Raw genomic sequence first — 21,771 nt, forward strand, 5'->3', positions numbered from 1 at the left:
ATTTACCCTTAGGGATTGAGATCAGAGACCAAATTCAGCCGGTTCGAAGCCCAACGCGATAGCGATTTCACGCGCGGCAGTTTTCTCATCCGGATCAAAATTACCGTCACTTTTCGCCACAGCAATACCCACTCGTAGTGCAAGCTGAGCCGCTTCAGGCTGATCTTTTAATGCCAGAATATATTTCATGGTTTCGCCTTTACCAATTTCAACATCGAAATCAAAGCTCGAAACCAGCTTGTTAAAGAATTCGATAACCTCATTGGTATCAAAAACTTTTAGCTCTTCTGAAGAACGCAGAAAGCCCATCATTTTCTGTTTTTCTTCTGCGCTCACCCCGTCACTTGTTACGGCAATACGTGCACAAACGGCCACGGTTCCCTGCAAGAATTTTTTGTTTTTGAAGCGACTAACCTGGCGGGTCAGCTCATCCCGCCCTGAGCTAATGGCATTTTTTACTTTGTCGAAAAAACTCATACTGATTTCCTTGTTTGCTGTGTTATTTAGATCCGGCACTCCAGCGAAATCCCCAGCCGAATGCACGGTCCATTTCATCCTGACCTTTAAAGTACTGGTTAATACGCTCAACTTTAATGGTACCATTTTCATTGACGAGTCTGGCAATAGCACATAATGTGCGGCGATTCTCGCCTTCAGTCAAACGAGTCTCTATAGGTGGCTGCTCGGGAACATGAATGGTGACAACACCATCTGTTTTATCCCAGCTTGGAACCCCTTCATAAATAAAAGCATAAATCAGTACTTCACGGATATGCTTCCATTCACGGCCATTAATATGCAGCCATTCGCCATCAGAATCATCTCCAGTCCGGTCATCGCCCTTCAGTTGAACATAAGGCTCGCCGTGATAATCGCCAAAGGCATTGCCCAATGCCTGAATAACAGACTTATGACCGTCCTGAAGCTTAACAAAAGCCCCCAGGTCAAGATCGATACCTTTGGAACCGAACAGACCCCCAAACCCTGATTTTCCGCTACCACGGTGCCAGTTCAGGTTAATGCGAATTTCACCAAAGTTATCCCGCTTGGTCAGGCTGATAGCCGGCTTCTCTTTCGTCAGAGAGACTTTACTCAAGCTGATTTTCTTCTCAATCGGTGGAGGTGGAACAGCAGGAGTGGGTTCATCGGCAATATCTACGCCGAAATGTTCTGCCAGTGGTTTAAGCCCACCATTAAATCCCTGTGAGACAAAGCGGAACTTCCACTCATTATTACGGCGGTAAAACTCACCCAAAATTAAGGCTGCTTCCTGCCGAGCGCTTAATTCAACAACACCGCTAATCAGGCGCGTTGTACCCTGCTCTACGTCGATTGAAAGATTGCGAAGTCCGGAAACTGTCTGCCCACCGTCACAGGTTACGGTAAAGGCGACTTTCTGGACATCAGGTCTAAGCCGGTTCAATGCAACAGTAAAAGTAGCGTTCTGACCTTCGCTTACCAGACTGACAGAACCATCATTATTGCGAGGCTGACCATAGAAAACCATATCAGCGTCACCCTGCACTTTCCCATCGGCATACAGGCGAAATGCAGAGGCATCAACCGGAGAACCCGAGGCTATCCGCACCCTTAGCTCCTCTGCCGGGACGGGGGCATTTCCCCCTGGTGTCAGGTTCATTTACGGATAACCATTGAAATAATATCAGAGTGCATATCATCGATAGTACGGCCACGGCAGACATCGCCATGGGCAGTAAAGTCCCAATGACCATTATTACGGCGCAGCGATGAAGATTCTTTGCTGAGAGATACCGTCTGGTTCTTACTTAATGAAACCATATTTTGTTCCTTAAAATGGTAATGCCCGAGACAATAAAAATCATATATATTACTGTTAGATAAGAAAATCATATCATGATGATGTTGTCTGGCAAGGGATATTTTAGCTCGTTTTTATCCAGCTAGTTTTTAATTGTTTTACACTAAAAACAATTTATTACTTTAGAATATTAATCAACAAGATAGATAATTTTTATGTGCATAACTAAGAGTTTTCCATATAAATATGGACTCATATTATGATTGACATGTACCAATGGTATTTTTAAAATTAATCAACACTTTACTCATGCATTTCGATTCGAGTAATTATAAATGAAATGAATAAAAAATTTGCTTTATGGAAGGATTTTCGTCACAGCAAGACATAATAGAGAGTATTAAAACGTTCGCTCAAAAGAATAGGTTTAATATTACCGTTGTTGCTTCACACCCTAAGGAACGAAATGAATAAACCCGTTGTTCTCAGCGACCTCGATGACACACTGTTTCAGACGCGTCGAAAAATGGTTGATGAGCTGGCACTTGAGCCGTTTCGTACCGGAGCCATTGACAGGACTCTGAACCCACGAAGTTTTATGACGGAAGAGCAGTCCATAATGGTAGATTGGCTGCTGGAGCATGCCGAACTCATTCCTGTCACCGCCAGAGGAACTGAAGAAATCAGCCGTGTTCAGATCCCATTCCGCTCCTTTGCAGTCACAACCCATGGCGCCGTTATTTTGACACCGGGGGGAGCGCCTGACGAAGAATGGAAAGCCCTGATGCTCGACAAATTATCCCCCTACTGTGAAAGACTGATTTCTATGCAGCGCCTCATCACTGAAATGATGCAAAAAAGAGGGATCAATGCCTGGGCAAGACTTAATTTTGAGTATGGTGAAACACCTGTTTACCTGGTGATGAAACACCGGGACAGCACCCGTCTCAATGAGCTGAATGCTGTTGCTGATGAGATTGAAACCCTCTTCCCGACAGAAGGTTTCTATATCCATCGTAATAGCAATAATGTCGCATGGCTTCCGACGCCTGTAGAGAAAGGACTGGCAGTCAGTTGGTTGCTCGAAAAACTTCGCGCTGAGCGGGGTATTTTTCCTGTGATAGGTCTCGGAGATAGTCTGAGCGATCATCGTTTTATGAAACTGTGTACCTGGTTTGGCATTCCGCGTCAAAGTCAGTTTGCAGAGGCTATTTCACAGCGGATTTTTGGAGAGAAATAAGATGTCGTCACATGAAATATTATCAGGCTCTTACCTGCCCGGTGACGTGGAGTTTCTACTGAAGTCTGTCGAAATGGAAATGACCCCCGTTGAGCAAAAAGAAGAACTGATTCAGTCGGGGAAAAAGCATTACTCTGACATGCTCAGTCAGGAACCAGCCCCTACGCAATGGCACCTTGATTTATTTCATCGGGCACTGGAGCAGGGAGCAGAAAGACTGGCTAAAGAGGTCACGCAAATTGCCGTAGCTCTGGTCGAGCGTTTCACAGATGAACCTGTTGTTCTGACCAGTCTTGTCAGGGCTGGTGTCCCCCTGGGGGTTATGCTACACCAGGCCCTGCGAGATATGGGTAAAACCTCTTACCATTACGGTATCAGTATCATCCGCGATCGTGGAATTGATAGTGCAGCACTCGACATTATTGAAAAACGACATGGCACCAAGGGTATTGTGTTTGTTGACGGCTGGACAGGTAAAGGTGCTATCACCGGTGAGCTGGTACGCGCTCTGAAAGACCGTCCTGGCTATCCTGAACAGCCACGACTCGTAGTACTGGCCGATCCTTGCGGCTGCTCATGGCTTGCTGCCAGTGATGATGACTGGTTGATCCCTTTCGGTATTATGGGAGCCCCGGTATCAGGGTTGATTTCCCGATCCGTCTGGTCTTCCGAAGGATTACATGGTTGTGTAGTTTGCGACCATCTTAGCGAATATGAATGTAGCCAAATGCTGGTAGATACCGTATCTCGTTTTCGTCAGAATTTGCCGGCATCTTCGCTTCCCCCCCTAAACTGGAATTCAGAATCTACCAGCGCTTTATGGCAGACAAGCCGCAAGGTCATCACTTACCTGGCCGATACCTTTAACGTTGACAGTCTCAATCGTATTAAACCGGGTATCGCTGAAGCGACCCGGGCTGTTTTACGTCGAGTGCCCGATCATGTTTTTGTGCGTTCAATTGACGATCCTGACGTTGCACTTCTGGTGGGTCTTGCTCGTGACAAAGGAATAGCGGTTACAGAAATGGGTGATACCCTCGGCCAGTACAGGGCTGTCACTATAATCAAGAAAGTGCTCTGATAGGGTTCAGGCTCATAAAGCAGCTAAAAATAAAAAAAGAGACAGAAAGCGCTAGAATCAGTTGAAGAAGAAATTTGGATCCATTCAATAGAGTTTTAACCTACTTAAGAAGGATTTTCATTTGAGACGTTTACCCGTATATCTTCTACTCGACACCTCCGGCTCCATGCATGGTGAACCTATCGAGGCCGTTAAAAATGGCGTACAAACTCTGCTTACAACGCTAAAACAAGACCCCTATGCACTTGAAACCGCGTATGTATCCGTTATCACCTTTGACTCTCAGGCACGACAAGCCGTTCCCCTGACAGACCTTCTGAGTTTCCAGGTGCCGACATTATCTGCAAGCGGTACCACCTCGCTTGGCGACGCGCTTTCACTTGTAGCCAGCTCTATTGCACAAGAAGTTCAGAAAACAACAGCAGATACCAAAGGTGACTGGCGTCCTCTGGTTTTCTTAATGACAGATGGCGCACCAACCGACGACTGGCGAAAAGGCCTGAACGACTTTAAAAATGCCAGGACCGGTGTCGTAGTCGCCTGCGCCGCCGGGCATGATGCCGATACCAGCGTTCTCAAAGAAATCACTGAAATCGTGCTTCAACTGGATACGGCTGACAGTTCGACTATCAAAGCGTTCTTCAAGTGGGTCAGTGCAAGCATCTCTGTGGGCAGCCAGAAAGTTGAGTCAAATAAAAAAGAGGTGATTGGTCTCGATGACCTGCCGCCGCCGCCACCAGAAGTGAATGTGGTTTTATAATTTTATTGATTAAGGGGATGTTATGTCTGTCAGTCTGAGCAAAGGCCAAGCTGTTAGCCTGAAAAAAAATGAATTCGATCTTTCGTCTGTGACTATCGGCCTCGGCTGGGATATTAACGAGGAAAAGAAAGGTTTTCTGGGCGGTATCTTTGGTAAGAAGGAAGAAGAGTACGACCTTGATGTTATTGCATTTCTTTGCAACTCGGCCGGGAAAGTAAACGATCGCGGTAATGTAGAAAATGGCAAACCCACTCTGGTTAACGGCGATATTATCTTTTTCAACAGCCTTAAACATAAGTCAGGCAATATCTGGCTGACAGGTGATAACCGCACGGGTGCCGGTGATGGTGACGACGAGCAGATTATTGTCCGTTTGAATGCACTTGATGCTCAGTACGAGAAAATTGTATTTATCGTTCAGATATACAATGGAGAGAAGCTCAATCAGCACTTTGGGAAGGTTAATAATGCCTTTATTCGTGCCGTAGATGCGCGAAATATCGAAATGGCCCGATTCGACCTTTCCGGTGGCCCCGCCTTCACTAACCAACGCTCTATGGTATTTGCCGAGTTAATTCGCGAATCAACCGGCTGGAAACTGAAAGCAATTGGTGAGCCTTCTGCTTCCGATTCATTTGTCTCACATCTGAGGAATTACATCTGATGCGCCGCCTGCCTGTATATCTGGTTATCGATACATCCGGATCGATGCGCGGTGAATCTATCCATGCGGTTAACGTTGGTATACAAGCGATGTTAAACGCCCTCAGACAGGATCCTTATGCCCTGGAGAGCGTCCACATTTCCATCATTACCTACGATAATGAAGCCCGTGAGTATATTCCGCTGACACCTCTGGAAAATTTCCAGTTTTCAGACATCGTCGTACCCAGTGCTGGCGGGACATTCACGGGAGCCGCGCTGGAATGCCTGATGAAATGTGTAGACAGAGATGTCCGGCGTTCAGATGGCGATACGAAAGGAGACTGGCGTCCTCTGGTGTTCCTGATGACTGATGGTATGCCTTCCGATGCCTGGGCGTACGGTGAAGCGGTAAAAGCGATTCGCGGCCATTCGTTCGGTTCGATCATTGCCTGTGCTGTTGGCCCTAAAGCTGGCCATGAACACTTAAAACAGCTTACGGATAAGGTCGTCTCTCTGGAGACACTGGATTCCACTGCGTTTGCTGGTTTCTTTAAATGGGTTTCGGCCAGCGTTTCTTCTGGCAGCACAAGTGCGGGAGTCAATACGGGAACAGATACGCTTCCTCCTCCTCCACCTGAAATCCAGCTGGTACTCTGACGTGACTGAAGGTGTTGTTACTCCTGGCAGCACCTTCTTGTATAGCGCTATTTTCCGTTGGCTGTCACCCGCCATGCGAGGATTATTATGAGACGCCTTCCCGTATTTTTTGTTCTGGACTGTTCAGAGTCCATGATTGGCGAAAACCTGAAAAAAATGACTGATGGTCTGCAAATGATTGTCAGCGATTTAAGAAAAGACCCCCATGCGCTTGAAACAGCCTGGATTTCGGTCATCGCATTTGCCGGTATTGCTCGCACGATTGTCCCTCTCCATGAGATTGCCTCATTCTATCCTCCACGACTCCCTGTTGGCGGTGGCACAAGCCTCGGCGCTGCATTACGTGAACTGTCCATACAAATTGACACTCAGGTCAGGAAAACGACTCATGAAGTTAAGGGTGACTGGAAACCCGTGGTCTACCTCCTGACTGACGGTCGTCCGACCGATGATACAAACGCAGAGATAAAACGCTGGAAAGATAATTACGCTGGTAAAGTGAATCTTATTGCTGTTGGTTTAGGACCATCAGCAGACCTTCATATCCTGCGACAGCTGACAGAAAATGTCATGCTGTTCACTGAATCACGGGAAGGTGATTTTACTCGATTTATCAAGTGGATTACGGCATCGGTTACTGCGCACAGCCGGAGCGTCGGTGAAGAAAAACAGCCTGAGTTAAACCAGACAGAATACATCGTTCGCCTGGCGAAAGATGAGGTCATAAGGGCTTACGATGAAAACTGCGTGATGCTTACCGGCCGTTGCAGCAAAACACGTCGCCCTTATCTGATGAAATATGAACGCCCACCGGCAAAAGCGACGGGACTGGATTTCAGTTTGAATCTGAACAGTTTTAATATCGCGGGTTGCTACCCCATTGATGAGGACTATTTCGCCTGGTCTGCTCCTTCAGCGAGCGGGATTCAGGTCAATACCAGTGAACTGCATGGCGTACCGGGATGTCCGCATTGTGGCAATGCCAGTGCATTTGCAATGTGTACATGCGGTAAATTGCTGTGTATTGACGGTCCCGATGATGTGATTTGCCCGTGGTGTGAAAAAGGTCTGTCATTTAGCAATGAAGGCGGAAACTCGAACTTTGACGTAAGCCGGGGGAGAGGCTGATGGAACAGAGTCTATCACTGGAAAAAAAGATCCTTGCATTAATACTGTCAGAACGAAATCACACAGCTGAAGAAGAGCTCCTGAATGCGATTTCACAGGATCCCGGCTTATCTGCCCGGGTTGCAGATATTATTAATTGCATTGAAACCCTGATATCAAATCCAGCGGATCCAGGGCCGCACAATCATCGTTTGCAGGAAATAGTTACTCCGGTCTCAGATAACCCGGATGAGACTGGCCGGGAGAATTCCGACAATCATGCAGAAAAGCAAACTGAGCTTGAATCAAACCATGTTGATTCTCAACTGCCAGCAACATCCGAGGTTCAGCCTGATGAGCCTGTTCGCGAAAATATCATTGTTGAGGCTGAGGCTGAGGCTGAGGCTGACGTAACAGTAACATCAGTCGAGAGTCCACCTGACAGCATAGATACAGAGACTTTAAACACGAATAACGATCAAAAAGAAAAAAATGAATCTCATGAACCGCCGTCATGGGAACCGATGCCCTATTCCGAATTAGATACGCCGCCGACACTCGCGCCCGGGCAAATACCGACCGAACAACAACGCGCTCAGACTCCGGCTAAACGATTAGCTCCCCCTCAGGCAAGAGTTAATATCCTTAATGCACGGGCAGGTGAACCCTACTCTTCACAGGTTGCTATCTCTCTCGATAATGGCCAACAGGCAAAAATTATTGATGTCGCCTTTTCCAGGGATATTGGCCTCTCTTATGATAGAGAACAGCAATCGATCGAAGGTATACCGGGCGAAAGTGGGGATGTCGAAATAACAGTACACTGGTCATGTGATTCCCATGAACAGTGTGAAACCAAATCACTTTTAATCGTGAACCCTGACCCGCGTAGTCTCTGGAAAGTGTTAGAGCCCCCTTCAGATGCCCCCTATCAGAAGGTTCATCTTGATTGCGCCGGACTTATCAGCGGGGATATACGCATAGCGGCCTCAAGTCGAAGGGGACGATCCCACGAACATGCGGGCACTTTCAGAGATGATGATTTTTATATCAACCACAGCGACGAAACGGGATGGGCGATTATGCTCGTCGCAGATGGTGCGGGAAGCGCGATAAATTCTCGTGAAGGATCGCGCATCGCAGTTCAAACAGCGGGCAAGTATCTTTTCAATCAGCTCAGTGGACAGAAAGGATTAACGTTAAAAGACCATATAACGGCCTGGGGCGCGAGCGATCAACAGGCCACTATCAGCGCCATGCTTCATCATTTTAAGCAAGCGGCGACGCTCGCGGTCAATAGCATCCAGAATGAAGCTATTCATGCCGAACAAGCCGTAAAATCCTATTCCACTACCTTGTTAGCCACTATTTCTCTTCGCACTGGCACAGAACTGTTCGCCGCGGCATTCTGGCTTGGCGATGGTGCGATAGCGGCCTGTAGCCCTTCAGGTCGAGTCAGGATCCTCGGGACTCCTGATAGTGGTGAATACGCAGGACAAACGCGGTTTCTCGACCAAAGCATTATTGAGGACACCTCATTTACCGGACGAATCAGCGTGGGTAAATGGAATGATGTTGCGCACTTGATTCTGATGACTGACGGTGTTTCTGATCCCCTATTTGAGACCGATAACGGTCTTCGCAGTGACCAAAAATGGACCCGTCTCGTTGATGAGCTTGCCCCTATGCTTGCTGATGCCGAAACGGCACCTGACAGATTAGGTGACTGGCTGAACTTTTTCTCTCCTGGAAACCATGATGACCGCACTATTGCGGTGTTGTGGTAAGAGACACACTTCACTGGTTATTAAAATGGCAAATATTATTACATGTAAGACTCAGGACGGCCAGACAGTCCAGTATGTGGATGAAGTCATCGGTTCTGGTTCAATGAAAGATGTTTATTTTTCGCCTGACAAATCGTATGTGGTTGCCTTTTACCATAAGCCGCAAAACGATCAGGCCAGGGAAAGGATAGATATGATAACCAGTCGCTACAGGCAAAATATCTTTGAACAGCCTGGCGGTGAATACTGGAAAGACCTCTTTTGCTGGCCAACTCACGTTGTTGAGCATGGAGAAAAAATCGGGATTGTGGTGCCCACTTACCAGAACCATTTTTTCTTTAAGCATGGTTCAAAAAATAACGATTTTCTCGGTATAAAAGGCCGGGAGAAAGAAGGTAAATGGTTCGCCAGTGCAAGCAATCAGAATAAGTTCCTCGACCCGCGTGAACGAGGGAATACACTGACTTACCTTAAAATTTGTCTGCTACTGGCAAGAGCCGTCAGAAGGATGCACGCCGCTGGTCTTTGTCACAGTGACCTGAGCTATAAGAATGTCCTGGTAGACCCAGAAATGGGGCATGCCTGCATTATCGATGTGGACGGATTAGTGGTTCCCGGAAAGTTTCCGCCCGATGTTGTTGGAACGCCGGATTTTATTGCTCCTGAGGTCGTAAAAACCAGTCATCTGGCAAAAGAAGATCCAAATCGAATACTTCCGAGTATCACAACCGACCGACATGCCCTCTCAGTTTTGATCTATATGTATCTGTTTTTCCGGCATCCTCTCCGGGGTGGGAAAATTCATGATATGACAGATGAAATGCGTGACGAAACCCTGGCCATGGGCGAGAAGGCTCTGTTCATTGAACATCCTGGTGATAACAGTAATGCAGTAAAAATAAATCAAATCTCGCCGTTTGCTCTCCCCTGGGCAGACCCGAAAAAAATTCCTTACACCATCATGGGACCTTACCTGAGCCCCTTATTCGACAGAGCATTTATAGAGGGGCTACATGACTCAACAAAACGCCCAACCGCCGATGAATGGGAAAGTGCGTTGGTTAAAACGGTTGACCTGATACAACCCTGTCAGAACTCTGACTGCCAGCAGAAGTGGTATATATTTTCAGGCAAAACAAAACCCGTCTGCCCTTACTGCGGGACAGCCTATGCCGGGAAATTACCTATCCTCAATCTTTACTCCTCGCGAAAAGCAGGCAGTTATCGATCCGATGATCACCGGCTGATGGTATGGAGTGGACAGTCAATTTATGCCTGGCATGTCAATCGCCTCATCGCTCCCAATGAACGAACAACGGCCGACCAGAAAAAACGAGTGGGTTACTTTGTGTATCATAATGATCAGTGGTGGTTAGTAAACGAAGGTATCCAGGGATTAATGTCACTACCCGATAAGCGCCTTATCCCTGTGGGAGAAAAGATAGAGCTGAAAGATAACGCTCAATTTGTTCTCTCTCAGGAAGAAGGTGGCAGACTGGTCGTTGTACAGTTAGTCGATAATTAGCAAGCGAGCCAAACGCTGGACGGGAAAACCAGTGTCAGAAGTCAAAAAAAAGTCCTGACCGGAAGGTCAGGACTCTGTTGCCGCTTTTCAGCCCGTTAACGTCGTTCTGCGTTAGTGGGCAGCTTCCGGTTTAAGTTTCTGGGCACTGATAAAGTTATAGGTTAATTGCTGCTGCGGTTTATCCAGCGCAACGGTCACCTGCCCGCCATCAACCAGGCTACCGAATAGCAGTTCATTAGCCAGCGGTTTTTTCAGGTAATCCTGAACCACACGCGTCATAGGACGAGCTCCCATGGCGCGATCGTAGCCTTTTTCTGCTAACCAGTTACGTGCTTCCTGGCTGACTTCCAGTGAAACCCCTTTCTGATCCAACTGTACCTGGAGTTCAACAATGAACTTATCAACCACTTGCTGAATCACCTCGGTAGAGAGGTGGTTAAACCAGATAATGCCGTCAAGACGGTTACGGAACTCAGGCGTAAAGATCTTTTTGATCTCTTCCATCGCGTCAGTACTGTTGTCCTGGCGGATCAGACCAATCGACTTACGTTCAGTTTCCCGAACTCCGGCGTTGGTGGTCATTGCCAGAATCACATTACGGAAGTCCGCTTTACGGCCGTTGTTATCCGTCAGCGTTCCGTTATCCATCACCTGGAGCAGTAAGTTAAAGACATCCGGGTGCGCTTTTTCTATTTCATCAAGCAACAGAACCGAATGAGGGTGCTTGATCACCGCATCCGTTAACAGCCCACCCTGGTCAAACCCGACATAGCCTGGAGGAGCACCAATCAAGCGACTGACGGTGTGACGTTCCATATACTCAGACATATCGAAACGTAACAGCTGGATACCTAACGACTTGGCAAGCTGAACCGTGACTTCTGTCTTACCGACTCCTGTAGGGCCTGCAAACAAGAATGAACCTACGGGTTTATTCTCATGGCCAAGCCCGGCGCGGCTCATCTTAATCGCCTCAGTCAGAGCTTCAATCGCTTTGTCCTGACCAAATACCAGCATTTTAAGACGATCGCTCAGCCCTTTCAGGGTATCCCGGTCACTGGCAGAGACACTTTTTTCAGGGATGCGAGCAATACGCGCTACCACAGTTTCGATATCAGAGACGTTAACCGTTTTCTTACGCTTACTGGCAGGTAACAGACGGCTACGCGCCCCGGCCTCATCAATGACATCGATGGCCTTATCAGGCAGGTGTCTGTCATTAATATATTTTACCGCCAGTTCCACCGCAGCCCGAATCGCTTTCGCACTATAGCGAACATCATGGTGTGCTTCATATTTCGGTTTCAGACCATTAATTATCTGAACCGTTTCTTCAACTGTCGGTTCGGTAACATCTATTTTCTGGAAACGACGTGCCAGGGCACGATCTTTTTCAAAGATATTACTGAATTCCTGGTAAGTCGTGGAACCCATAACCCGAATCTTGCCGCTGGAAAGCAACGGTTTGATCAGGTTAGCCGCATCGACCTGACCGCCTGATGCTGCACCCGCTCCGATGATCGTATGAATTTCATCGATAAACAGAATACTGTTCTTATCCTGTTCCAGCTGTTTGAGTAACGCTTTGAAACGTTTTTCAAAATCACCACGATATTTGGTGCCAGCCAGCAATGAACCGATATCCAGGGAATAAAGCGTACAGTCTGCAATCACTTCCGGTACGGTACCCTGAACGATTCTCCACGCCAGACCTTCAGCAATCGCAGTTTTACCGACACCAGACTCGCCCACTAACAGCGGGTTATTCTTACGACGGCGACAGAGAACCTGAATCGCGCGCTCAAGTTCTTTGTCACGACCAATAAGCGGGTCGATACCACCTACTCGGGCAAGCTGGTTAAGATTAGTGGTAAAGCTTTCCAGCCGGTCTTCGCCACCAGCGGCTTCTTCACTCGCCGGACTTTCATTACTCGGCGCCTGACCTGGCTCATCTTTGCGCGTACCGTGGGACAAGAAATTAACCACATCCAGGCGGCTAACTTCGTATTTACGCAGTAAGTAGGCCGCCTGTGATTCCTGTTCGCTGAAAATCGCGACCAGTACATTGGCTCCTGATACCTCATTGCGACCAGAAGACTGGACATGGAATACCGCACGTTGTAACACGCGCTGGAAGCTGAGCGTCGGTTGTGTTTCACGCTCGTCCTGGCTTTCTGGTAAAACCGGGGTCGTTTGCTCGATAAAGGTTTCAAGTTCTTGCCGCAATGCAACAAGATCCACCGAACAGGCTTCAAGCGCTTCTCGTGCCGATGGGTTACTGAGCAGTGCCAGTAACAGATGCTCGACAGTCATAAACTCATGCCGACGCTCGCGCGCTCTGGCGAAAGCCATATTTAAACTGAGTTCCAGTTCTTGATTGAGCATAGAGACCTCCCCAAATATTGCCTGACTCAGGCCTTTTCAAGCGTACATAACAAAGGGTACTCATTGTCCTTCGCGTACTGATTCACCAGTGCCACTTTGGTTTCTGCTACCTCAGCAGTAAAAATGCCACAAATAGCTCTTCCCTGATAGTGAACCGTGAGCATCAATTGCGTCGCACGTTCTACATCATAAGAAAAGAACTTTTGTAACACGTCAACAACAAATTCCATTGGCGTGTAATCATCATTCAATAAAATGATTTTATACATAGAGGGTGGCTGCAGCTCTTCGCGCAATTTATCCTTTACTTCCTGGTCAAATTTCAACCAATCTTTTGTCTTGCCCATTCCAGCTATTCATCATTTGTTGTCGCCCGAAAACACATCAGGCAAGGTTATAAGTTGAGTTTACTATGCTTTTATCAATACATCGCCTAGTAAATATTTATGCTCATTTTACCCTATACGAGACCAATATCACATTACGAGCAATAGCGTTAACTGCTTCAAACTTTTAGACATTTAACCCGTAATCCCATCGTTCGATGCTTGACGGAACAGGCTGTTTATTCACATAGTAGCACCTTGAGCCTGTTATTTTTTGAACAATCGGCTCTAACCACCGATTCATTCTCTCACTATTACGTCTTACGAAGGATGCAGAAGTATGGGAACGGGTACCGTTAAATGGTTCAATAATTCCAAAGGGTTTGGCTTTATCTGTCCGGAAGAGGGTGGTGAAGATATCTTCGCACACTATTCCACCATTCAGATGGATGGTTACAGAACACTTAAAGCCGGACAAACTGTCAAATTTGATACTCATCAGGGGCCTAAAGGTAATCATGCCAGCCTGATAGTTCCACTCATGACAGACGCTGTTGCCTGAGTACACTCATCAATATCTTGAGCCTCTGGCGTAAAATGTCAGCCATATCAGGGCTGACATTTTATCCGCTCACCCTACTCTCTTGCCAGAGCATCAATCGGATTCAAACGCGCCGCGTTACGCGCCGGTAGCCAGCCAAAAAGTACCCCAATAGCCGTAGAACAACCAAAGGCAGTCAGTAACGCAACGGGTGAAAAACCTATCTCCCAGCCAGGTAGAACAAGCTGCAAGCTCATCGCTATCAGCAATGACAGCGAGACACCCAATGCCCCTCCGACTAAACAGACCAGCACAGCTTCAATTAAAAACTGCTGTAATACATCACTTGCTCTGGCCCCCACCGCCATACGAATACCAATCTCTTTGGTACGCTCAGTGACCGAAACCAGCATAATATTCATTACGCCAATCCCACCAACCAGTAAGGAAATCACCGCCACCAGCGTTAAGAACATCTGTAATGTACGTGTGGTCTTTTCTGCCGTTTTCAACAGGCCATCCATATTGTAGGTAAAAAAGTCTTGCTGGCCATGGCGTAAATTGAGCAGCTGATTAAGCTGTCGTTCGGCATCCTGGCTGCTATATCCCTCTTTAACGCGTACCGTAATCGAATTCAACCAGCGCTGGCCCATCACCCGATTCGCCATGGTGCTGTAAGGTAACCAGACGCGTAATACTTTACTGCTGCCAAACATCGACTGCTTCTCAGTGGCAACGCCAATCACCGTAGCGGGTACATTACCGACCAGAATAACTTCACCCACGACCTGGGTTTTATTAGGAAATAATTGACGCTTACTATTCTCATCAATCACCACCACCTGAGCACGTTCAAACATTTGCTCATTATTAAAAGCTGTTCCCTGGCTGATAGTCATACCGTAGACATTGAAATAGTCACCACTGACGCCGTTAACACTGGCTGCGACATCAACATTGCCATAACGTAATCGGAGATTACTGGAAATTGAGGCAGTGGCAGAATTCACCCAGGGCTGTTTAAGAATGGCGGTTAAATCGGCTTCTTTTAGCGACTGCTGAAATTGGGGATCGTCATCACCAAAATCTTTACCCGGATAGACATCAATCGTGTTAGTTCCGATCGCCCGAATATCAGCCAGCACCAGCTGTTTAGCCGCATCACCAATCACGACAATAGACACTACGGAAGCAATACCGATAATAATACCCAGCATCGTCAGCAGAGTACGCATTTTATTGGCGGCTAATGCCAGCCAGGCCATGCTCAATGCTTCACGAAAACGGCTGAATATTTGCTGAAATGATGTATTTTTTGCTAACTGCGGTTTGTCGGTGAAAGAAGCGCTATCCTGAGGTAAAGCAGGAGGATTGCGGACAATTTCACCGTCACGAATTTCAATAATTCGCTGCGCCTGGGCAGCAACCGTCGGATCATGGGTGACGATAATAACCGTATGCCCCTGCTGACACAGTTGTTTCAGGGTAGCCATCACCTCTTCACCAGAATGGCTGTCCAGTGCTCCGGTTGGCTCATCTGCCAGAATAACCTGCCCGCCGTTCATCAGCGCGCGTGCGATACTGACACGCTGCTGCTGGCCGCCTGATAGCTGCGAAGGCCGATAGTCAACGCGCTCACCTAATCCCAGTCGGGTTAACAGTTCAGTTGCACGTTGCTTACGCTGGGTTCGCGTTGTTCCGGCATAGACCGCGGGCACTTCGACATTTTGTGAAGCATTCAGGTGTGAGAGCAAATGATAGCGCTGGAAGATAAAACCAAAATGTTCACGACGTAACGTCGCCAGCTGATCTTCATCCAGTGTTGCAGTATCAACGCCGGCAACTTTATAGCTGCCACTGCTCGGTTTATCCAGACACCCCAGAATATTCATCAGAGTGGACTTTCCCGAGCCAGAAGCACCGATAATCGCCACCATTTCTCCGGCTTCGATGTTCAGGGTGATACCTTTTAGTACCTCCACCTGTTCTTCACCGGAAGGATAACTACGACGGATATCTTTTAGCTCGAGCAGGACACTCATGATGCGCCTCCTTCACTGAGTCGGCCTGTGACCACTTCTTCTCCTTCCTCAAGCCCCTTGATGACCTGAACTTGCGTATCGTTACGGATCCCGATAGTCACTTCGCGCACTTTGGTTTCCCCATTGCGCAAGATAGTCACGTTATAACGATTCTCCCCTACAGGTTCACCCAGTGCGGCCAGAGGAATAGTAATAATATCTTTCATTTCAGCCAGTTGAATATGAACTTGTGCGGTCATATCCAGACGCAGCAGGCCATTTAAATTCGGCACTTCAAAGCGGGCATTGTAGAAAATGGCCTCATTTACTTTATCCGGAGTCGGCAAAATATCTTTGATAACCCCTTCATAGCGTTCGGTGGGTGAACCCAGCACGGTAAACCAGACTTTTAATCCCGGTTTAATATGTATGACATCGGCCTCAGATACCTGAGCTTTTACCAGCATGGTGCTTAAATCGGCCAGGGTCAGAATATTAGGAGCCTGCTGGGCTGCAATAACCGTTTGTCCTTGCAGCGTGGTGATTTGAGTCACTTCCCCAGCCATAGGAGCAATAATACGCGTGAACTCAAGATTAGTTCGGGCACTACTCAAACTCGCCTGATTACGCTTAATTTGTGCGTCAATTGTCGCAATTTGCGCTTGCTTGACGGCTAAATCGGTCTTCGCTATATCCAGATCCTGTCGTGAAATCAGCTGTGTTTTTGCCAGTGCCTGCTGCCGGGAGAGAGTCATGCTCGCAAGCTGACTTTGTGCGACAGCCTGCTGACGCTGAGCGCGTAGCTCCATCAGTGTGGCATCAACCTCTTTAATTTGGTTTTCTGCCTGCTCGGGATCAATAACCCCTAACAGCTGATCTTTTTTAACCTTATCACCAATACTCACCGACAGCGTCTGAAGCTGTCCGCTAACCTGAGCACCTACATCAACTTTGCGCAGTGCATCCAGTTTTCCTGTCGCCAGCACGCTTTGTTGTAATGCGCTTTTACGCACAATTAATGTCTGGTACTGCGGGACAGGGGTATTCAGCACTGACCAAAGCCAAAAAACGCCTGCTACCAACAGCAGGAATAACAACCAATACAGTTTCTTTATATGTCTCTTATTTTTCATAAGCGTCCTAATGACATCTTTAACCATCAAATAAATTGATCAAAAAACAAACAAATCGTAGTTTTCTGTGAAGAAAGTAGCGTTTATTGAACGTTAGTATATAAACGCCATGCTGTAATTCCGGCCTTCATTGTCCTTTGAGCCTGTATTATGTCACACATTAATGTCCATTCAGTCCCTGGCAGTTTACCGAAAAATAGCTGGCAGCTTTTTATGTCACTCGCCCAAGGGAAATGGCAGCCAGGGCAATCATGGAATAATCCCACCTATCGGCGAAAATTTATCTTACGTTCATTAGCGATGCCCTTCAGAACGATAAAGCTAATGAAAAATCTTGTTAGTCAGCCTTTTCTTGCATCAATGCTGACAGCCCAGCCTGACTTACCTTGTCGTTTGCATCGCCCTTACCTTGCGGTCAATATTCCGCGCGCAGAAACTTTTAAAGCCATTGCTTGCCACTACAAGGATATTTCAGACATTTTTTCTGAGCAAATGCTCAAAGAAAGTTTTACTGAGCGGGGCTACTGTCTGGCGGAGCTTCAGGGAAAAAATAATGAGTCCTATTTTGTTAATCTCTCATCCTTTGATATGCAAGGAAAAGAAGGTGAAGTAACGTTAAATTTTTGCGATAGCGAACGCGTCATTCTGGCAAAATTAACCTTTACTCTTTGCCAGCACGATAACAAAAAAACCTTATTTATTGGCGGCCTTCAGGGTGCAAGATCTTGCGTTCCTCATGAATCTATCCAGCTCGCGACCAAGGCCTGCCACGGTTTGTTCCCCAAACGTTTATTGCTGGAAGCTGTCTGTACTCTTGCCGGATATTGTCATGTTGAGCAGATTCTGGCTGTCAGCAATAGCACGCATATCTATCGATCCTGGCGTTATGAGAAAAAGAAAAAACAGCTGATGCATGCCGATTACGACAGATTCTGGTTATCTATGAATGGGGAGTTACGTAAAGATGGTCTGTTTCTGCTACCTGCTGCTATTGGGCGTAAATCACTAGAAGATATTGCCAGTAAAAAACGGGCCGAATATCGCCGTCGCTATGAGCTGCTAAATAGCCTGACCCATAGCATTGACGGCCATTTTTAACGTAGAGCCTATCCCAGCAGGCAGGGGACAGGCTGTTATTCCGCACGGCCTCTGGCCAGCCATAGCACCCGTGAAAACATATTTTTCAGCAAGGACGGAATAGCACTCTCTCCACGCCGTCCTGCCTCCATCGCAATTTCAATCGCCAGGTCTGGTTTAGAAGAGCGGCTAATGGCTTTGGTGATAATACGCCGCGTATTCATCGGTACACCTTGTGGTAGCTGTGCAATCCGGTGAAAAACATCAGAAAAACCCTGACGGTACATAAAGTGTTCCATATCCAGGGCCGGTAACGCAGTCAAGTGATCGCGTAAACCTTGGGGGTTATCATCCACAATACTGCGTACCGTAGCGGCATATTTCTTTCCTGCCTCATCACCATCGACCAGGACATGCCACTCAATACCCATGCGCCGGGCAAATTTAAGCAGTGGCTTCAAACCTGACTGCGCAAATTCAATCACTCTGACGCCCTCGGTGTCAAAATGATGCCCGCACTGTCGCGCCAGCTCATTCATCATCCAAATTTCCGTTTCACCTTCAACCAATAGCCAGCAACGGGCAAACAGTGAAGAAGCGCGATTAAAACGAATATGAAAGGCAATTCGCCGGCTGTCTTCGGCACTCATTCCACCAGGCCCCAGACGCCAGGCCGCCACTTTTGATGACTCACGAACCAGACGACAGACCTGTTCTACCGGCGTGAGTGATAACAGTTCCCCGGAGTTGGTGGTGGTGATTTTTTGTAGCGGTAGCACATTCAATAAATTCCAGGCGACCGACAGCATAATGGGATGCAGGCGAGTTTCTGGATCCTCCACCAGCAACAAGGGCTGAGCGTCGCGGTTCAATAACACATTCCCTTTAGCCTGTAATAAAGTGGCGAACATTCCCAGTAAAATCAGGCGGTAAGCACGAGTATTTGGTTTATCTATCATGCGGTTAATCGCATCAAGATAGCGCCAGCCTTTTTTCTCATCATGGGTCTGGCGGCGAAGTAATCGCTGATGAGACTCTCCCCCCTGCTCAGAGAAATAGTGCTCCAGCAGCTGCACCATGGCGGACAGCCCTTTACGCACCTGAAGGTCGCTGAGATTTTGCGGATTAGCAACCAGCTCATGGGTTAAATAATCAAGCTGACGTGCGGTAATTTCAGTATCCGGCATTTTCGGGACAGTGTTGCTTTTCAGACGTCGCATAAAACGCGCATCTCTCAACCGTAATACCGGAATCAGGCTAATTAATTTCCTGGCTAATGAGTCAATATCACCCAGCGCTAACGGATGGCCTTGTTCATCAAGAAATGAACGTAATGTCAGCACCGAACCGTCATCACCCAGCTCTCCCTCTAAGCGATAGAAGATACGCTGAACATTATCGCTATCGGCAATCCATACCGGGGCCAGTCCCCGACAGCGACGACTATGACTGCTTCCTTCAGCCTGTTCTCTGAAGGTTAGAATAATATGTAAATGATTTTCCCGTCCCTGTTGTTCACCTGGCGGAAAATAGAAGTCGTTCTGAGTAAATTCATACAAGCGATTATCAGCAGCAAGAAGTAGCGTTAATGCATCCAGCAAACTCGACTTTCCCCAGGCATTTTCACCGATCAGGACGTTATTTTGCTCAAGCATTAACGACAATCGGTTAATACCCCGAAAACCCACAATTTCTATCCGTTCAAGAAACATAGCTTCTCCTGCTGTGAAAACTTCTTCCAGTATACCTGTCATCATCCAGGATACCTGGATCTTGCTATTATGACGAGAGTCGAATCACAGAGTCTGTCCTGGCACTTTTTTCTTGCTTGCTTGTCCTAGTCTGTGGCTTTCTATCATACCTGCTCTCGTCAATCTGACGCCTTCCTCTACCTCCAAACCGAGGTAAAGCCTGTTAACTCTGTCAATAGATAAGGAAAATGATGAAACAGAACGTAGCAACCTACCTTGCAAAAACACTTGAAAGTGCAGGGGTTAAACGCATTTGGGGTGTCACCGGAGACTCACTTAATGGCATCAGTGACAGCCTTAATCGTATGGGGACCATAAAATGGATGGCGACCCGTCACGAAGAGGTTGCGGCGTTTGCTGCTGGTGCTGAAGCGGCATTAACGGGAGAACTGGCCGTCTGTGCGGGTTCATGTGGACCCGGCAACCTACATCTCATTAATGGGTTATATGACTGCCATCGCAACCGCGTTCCGGTGCTGGCAATCGCCGCCCATATTCCTTCCAGCGAAATTGGCACCGGGTATTTTCAGGAAACGCATCCACAAGAATTATTCCGCGAATGCAGTCATTACTGCGAATTAGTCACTAATCCCGAGCAAATCCCACAAGTCTTAGCAATAGCAATGCGTAAAGCCGTGCTTAATCGGGGAGTCTCAGTGGTGGTATTGCCGGGTGATATCGCGCTTAAATGGGCGCCTGAGTCAGCCAGTACTGACTGGTATCCTGCACCTCAACCCATTGTTACTCCTCCGCTACAAGAGCTTGAGAAGCTCGCAGAACTGTTAAGTTCTGATGCCGATATCGCCCTGATGTGCGGAAGTGGCTGTGCTGGGGCACATAAAGAACTGATCCAGCTTGCTGAAAAACTGAAAGCACCGATTGTGCATGCTCTACGAGGCAAAGAGCATGTTGAGTATGACAACCCCTACGATGTCGGCATGACAGGCCTGATAGGTTTTAGTTCGGGTTACCACACCATGCTGAATGCCGATATTCTGGTACTCATCGGAACGCAATTCCCCTACCGTGCTTTCTACCCGACTAACGCCAATATTGTCCAGATAGATATTAATCCTGGTAGTATCGGGGCGCACAGCAAAATCGATATGGCTATCATCGGTGATGTCAAAACCACCCTGAGCGCATTGCTCCCCCTGCTTGAAGAGAAGACCGATCAACACTTCCTGGATAAAGCCAAAAAACATTACCAAAAAACACGTGAAGAGCTCGACGCTCTGGCACAACCAATACCTGATAAGCCTATTCACCCTCAATATCTGGCACAGCAAATTAGTCACTATGCCGGGGAAGATGCCATTTTTACCTGTGATGTGGGCACCCCGACTGTCTGGTCTGCCCGTTACCTGAAAATGAATGGTAAACGCCGACTGCTCGGTTCGTTTAACCATGGTTCAATGGCCAACGCTATGCCACAAGCATTAGGCGCTAAAGCTACCGCACCTGACCGCCAGGTGGTCGCCATGTGCGGTGACGGCGGCTTTAGTATGCTGATGGGTGATTTCCTCTCAGTGATACAGTTGAATCTGCCGATAAAAATTGTCATTTTTAATAATAGTGTACTCGGTTTTGTCGCCATGGAGATGAAAGCCGGTGGCTATCTGACCAATGGTACTGATTTACATCCTACCAACTTTGCCGCAATTGCCAGCGCCTGCGGAATCAAAAGTTTCCGGGTAGAACAACCGGAAGATCTGAATGCTGCCCTCGAGCAAGCTTTTGCTTTTGATGGCCCGGCCTTGGTCGATGTAGTGGTAGCAAAAGACGAGCTGGCTATGCCACCCGAAATTAAACTGGAGCAAGCAAAAGGCTTTAGTTTGTATATGATGCGAGCCATCATCAATGGACGCGGTGACGAGGTTATCGATTTAGCTAAAACAAATTGGTTCCGATGACACAACCCGCTACTCTGAACACCTGAATAGCTTTCAGGTGTT

The 21,771-nt window shown here is 47.5% G+C and carries 18 protein-coding genes and 1 pseudogene; 11 read left to right on the forward strand and 8 right to left on the reverse strand.

Annotated elements, in window-relative coordinates:
• Nucleotides 1-21 precede the first annotated feature (21 nt).
• The 3 genes and pseudogenes from M2387_RS06640 to M2387_RS06650 form a co-directional block, all read right to left on the reverse strand.
• A complete protein-coding gene (locus tag M2387_RS06640; protein WP_259048032.1) occupies nt 22-477 on the reverse strand; it encodes a tellurite resistance TerB family protein in 456 nt (151 codons plus the stop codon).
• Between the two features lie 22 nt (nt 478-499).
• On the reverse strand, nt 500-1,639 hold the full coding sequence (locus M2387_RS06645) for a TerD family protein (RefSeq protein ID WP_259048033.1): 1,140 nt from the start codon (nt 1,637-1,639) through the stop codon (nt 500-502).
• Nucleotides 1,636-1,752 (reverse strand): annotated as a pseudogene (locus tag M2387_RS06650) (tellurium resistance protein TerZ); the annotation flags it as partial. The pseudogene M2387_RS06650 and the gene M2387_RS06645, both read right to left, overlap by 4 nt.
• Before the next feature lie 494 nt (nt 1,753-2,246).
• Here M2387_RS06650 and M2387_RS06660 point away from each other — a divergent pair.
• The 8 genes from M2387_RS06660 to M2387_RS06695 all read left to right on the forward strand — a co-directional run bounded on the left by M2387_RS06660 (nt 2,247) and on the right by M2387_RS06695 (nt 10,582).
• Nucleotides 2,247-3,020 (forward strand): HAD family hydrolase, encoded by a 774-nt coding sequence (locus M2387_RS06660; protein WP_259048034.1) that lies wholly within the window; start codon nt 2,247-2,249, stop codon nt 3,018-3,020.
• Between the two features lies 1 nt (nt 3,021).
• Complete coding sequence (locus tag M2387_RS06665) at nt 3,022-4,101, forward strand: cysteine protease StiP family protein (RefSeq protein WP_259048036.1); 1,080 nt, start codon at nt 3,022-3,024, stop codon at nt 4,099-4,101.
• A gap of 121 nt (nt 4,102-4,222) precedes the next feature.
• Complete coding sequence (locus M2387_RS06670) at nt 4,223-4,861, forward strand: vWA domain-containing protein (protein ID WP_259048037.1); 639 nt, start codon at nt 4,223-4,225, stop codon at nt 4,859-4,861.
• Between the two features lie 22 nt (nt 4,862-4,883).
• A complete protein-coding gene (locus M2387_RS06675) occupies nt 4,884-5,525 on the forward strand; it encodes a TerD family protein (protein ID WP_259048038.1) in 642 nt (213 codons plus the stop codon).
• Nucleotides 5,525-6,163: a vWA domain-containing protein gene (locus M2387_RS06680; RefSeq protein ID WP_259048039.1), complete on the forward strand. Its 639-nt coding sequence runs from the start codon at nt 5,525-5,527 to the stop codon at nt 6,161-6,163. The genes M2387_RS06675 and M2387_RS06680 overlap by 1 nt, the downstream gene beginning before the upstream one ends.
• 87 nt (nt 6,164-6,250) lie before the next feature.
• Nucleotides 6,251-7,291, forward strand: a complete 1,041-nt coding sequence (locus tag M2387_RS06685; RefSeq protein ID WP_259048040.1) for a TerY-C metal binding domain-containing protein — start codon at nt 6,251-6,253, stop codon at nt 7,289-7,291.
• On the forward strand, nt 7,291-9,057 hold the full coding sequence (locus tag M2387_RS06690) for a PP2C family serine/threonine-protein phosphatase (RefSeq protein WP_259048042.1): 1,767 nt from the start codon (nt 7,291-7,293) through the stop codon (nt 9,055-9,057). Before M2387_RS06685 ends, M2387_RS06690 begins: the two co-directional genes overlap by 1 nt.
• A 25-nt stretch (nt 9,058-9,082) precedes the next feature.
• Nucleotides 9,083-10,582 (forward strand): helix-hairpin-helix domain-containing protein, encoded by a 1,500-nt coding sequence (locus M2387_RS06695; protein WP_259048043.1) that lies wholly within the window; start codon nt 9,083-9,085, stop codon nt 10,580-10,582.
• A gap of 111 nt (nt 10,583-10,693) precedes the next feature.
• Here M2387_RS06695 and clpA read toward each other — a convergent pair whose 3' ends face one another.
• Both clpA and clpS read right to left on the reverse strand, forming a co-directional pair.
• A complete protein-coding gene (gene clpA, locus M2387_RS06700) occupies nt 10,694-12,967 on the reverse strand; it encodes an ATP-dependent Clp protease ATP-binding subunit ClpA (protein ID WP_259048044.1) in 2,274 nt (757 codons plus the stop codon).
• A gap of 26 nt (nt 12,968-12,993) precedes the next feature.
• Nucleotides 12,994-13,314, reverse strand: coding sequence for an ATP-dependent Clp protease adapter ClpS (clpS, locus tag M2387_RS06705; protein WP_259048045.1), 321 nt, complete (start codon nt 13,312-13,314; stop codon nt 12,994-12,996).
• Nucleotides 13,315-13,633: 319 nt separating this feature from the next.
• On the opposite strand from clpS, the gene cspD reads away from it, so the two are divergent.
• The gene (gene cspD, locus M2387_RS06710) at nt 13,634-13,855 is read left to right on the forward strand and encodes a cold shock-like protein CspD (protein WP_259048047.1); all 222 of its coding nucleotides are present in this window, start codon (nt 13,634-13,636) and stop codon (nt 13,853-13,855) included.
• 74 nt (nt 13,856-13,929) lie between these two features.
• On the opposite strand, the gene macB is transcribed toward cspD, so the two are convergent.
• Both macB and macA read right to left on the reverse strand, forming a co-directional pair.
• A complete protein-coding gene (gene macB, locus M2387_RS06715; RefSeq protein WP_259048049.1) occupies nt 13,930-15,876 on the reverse strand; it encodes a macrolide ABC transporter ATP-binding protein/permease MacB in 1,947 nt (648 codons plus the stop codon).
• Nucleotides 15,873-16,988 (reverse strand): macrolide transporter subunit MacA, encoded by a 1,116-nt coding sequence (gene macA / locus M2387_RS06720; RefSeq protein ID WP_259048050.1) that lies wholly within the window; start codon nt 16,986-16,988, stop codon nt 15,873-15,875. Before macA ends, macB begins: the two co-directional genes overlap by 4 nt.
• A 150-nt stretch (nt 16,989-17,138) precedes the next feature.
• On the opposite strand from macA, the gene M2387_RS06725 reads away from it, so the two are divergent.
• Nucleotides 17,139-18,086: a VirK/YbjX family protein gene (locus M2387_RS06725; protein ID WP_259048052.1), complete on the forward strand. Its 948-nt coding sequence runs from the start codon at nt 17,139-17,141 to the stop codon at nt 18,084-18,086.
• A 35-nt stretch (nt 18,087-18,121) separates the two neighbouring features.
• Here the strand turns inward: M2387_RS06725 and M2387_RS06730 are convergent, their stop codons facing one another.
• Entirely contained in the window at nt 18,122-19,777 is a 1,656-nt protein-coding gene (locus tag M2387_RS06730; protein WP_259048332.1) for an ATP-dependent endonuclease, read from the reverse strand.
• A 230-nt stretch (nt 19,778-20,007) separates the two neighbouring features.
• Between M2387_RS06730 and poxB the strand changes: the two genes are divergently transcribed.
• Nucleotides 20,008-21,729, forward strand: coding sequence for a ubiquinone-dependent pyruvate dehydrogenase (poxB, locus tag M2387_RS06735; RefSeq protein ID WP_259048333.1), 1,722 nt, complete (start codon nt 20,008-20,010; stop codon nt 21,727-21,729).
• Nucleotides 21,730-21,771: the final 42 nt, after the last annotated feature.

The organism is Klebsiella sp. BIGb0407 (assembly GCF_024807845.1).
Classification (GTDB): Bacteria; Pseudomonadota; Gammaproteobacteria; order Enterobacterales; family Enterobacteriaceae; genus JGM124.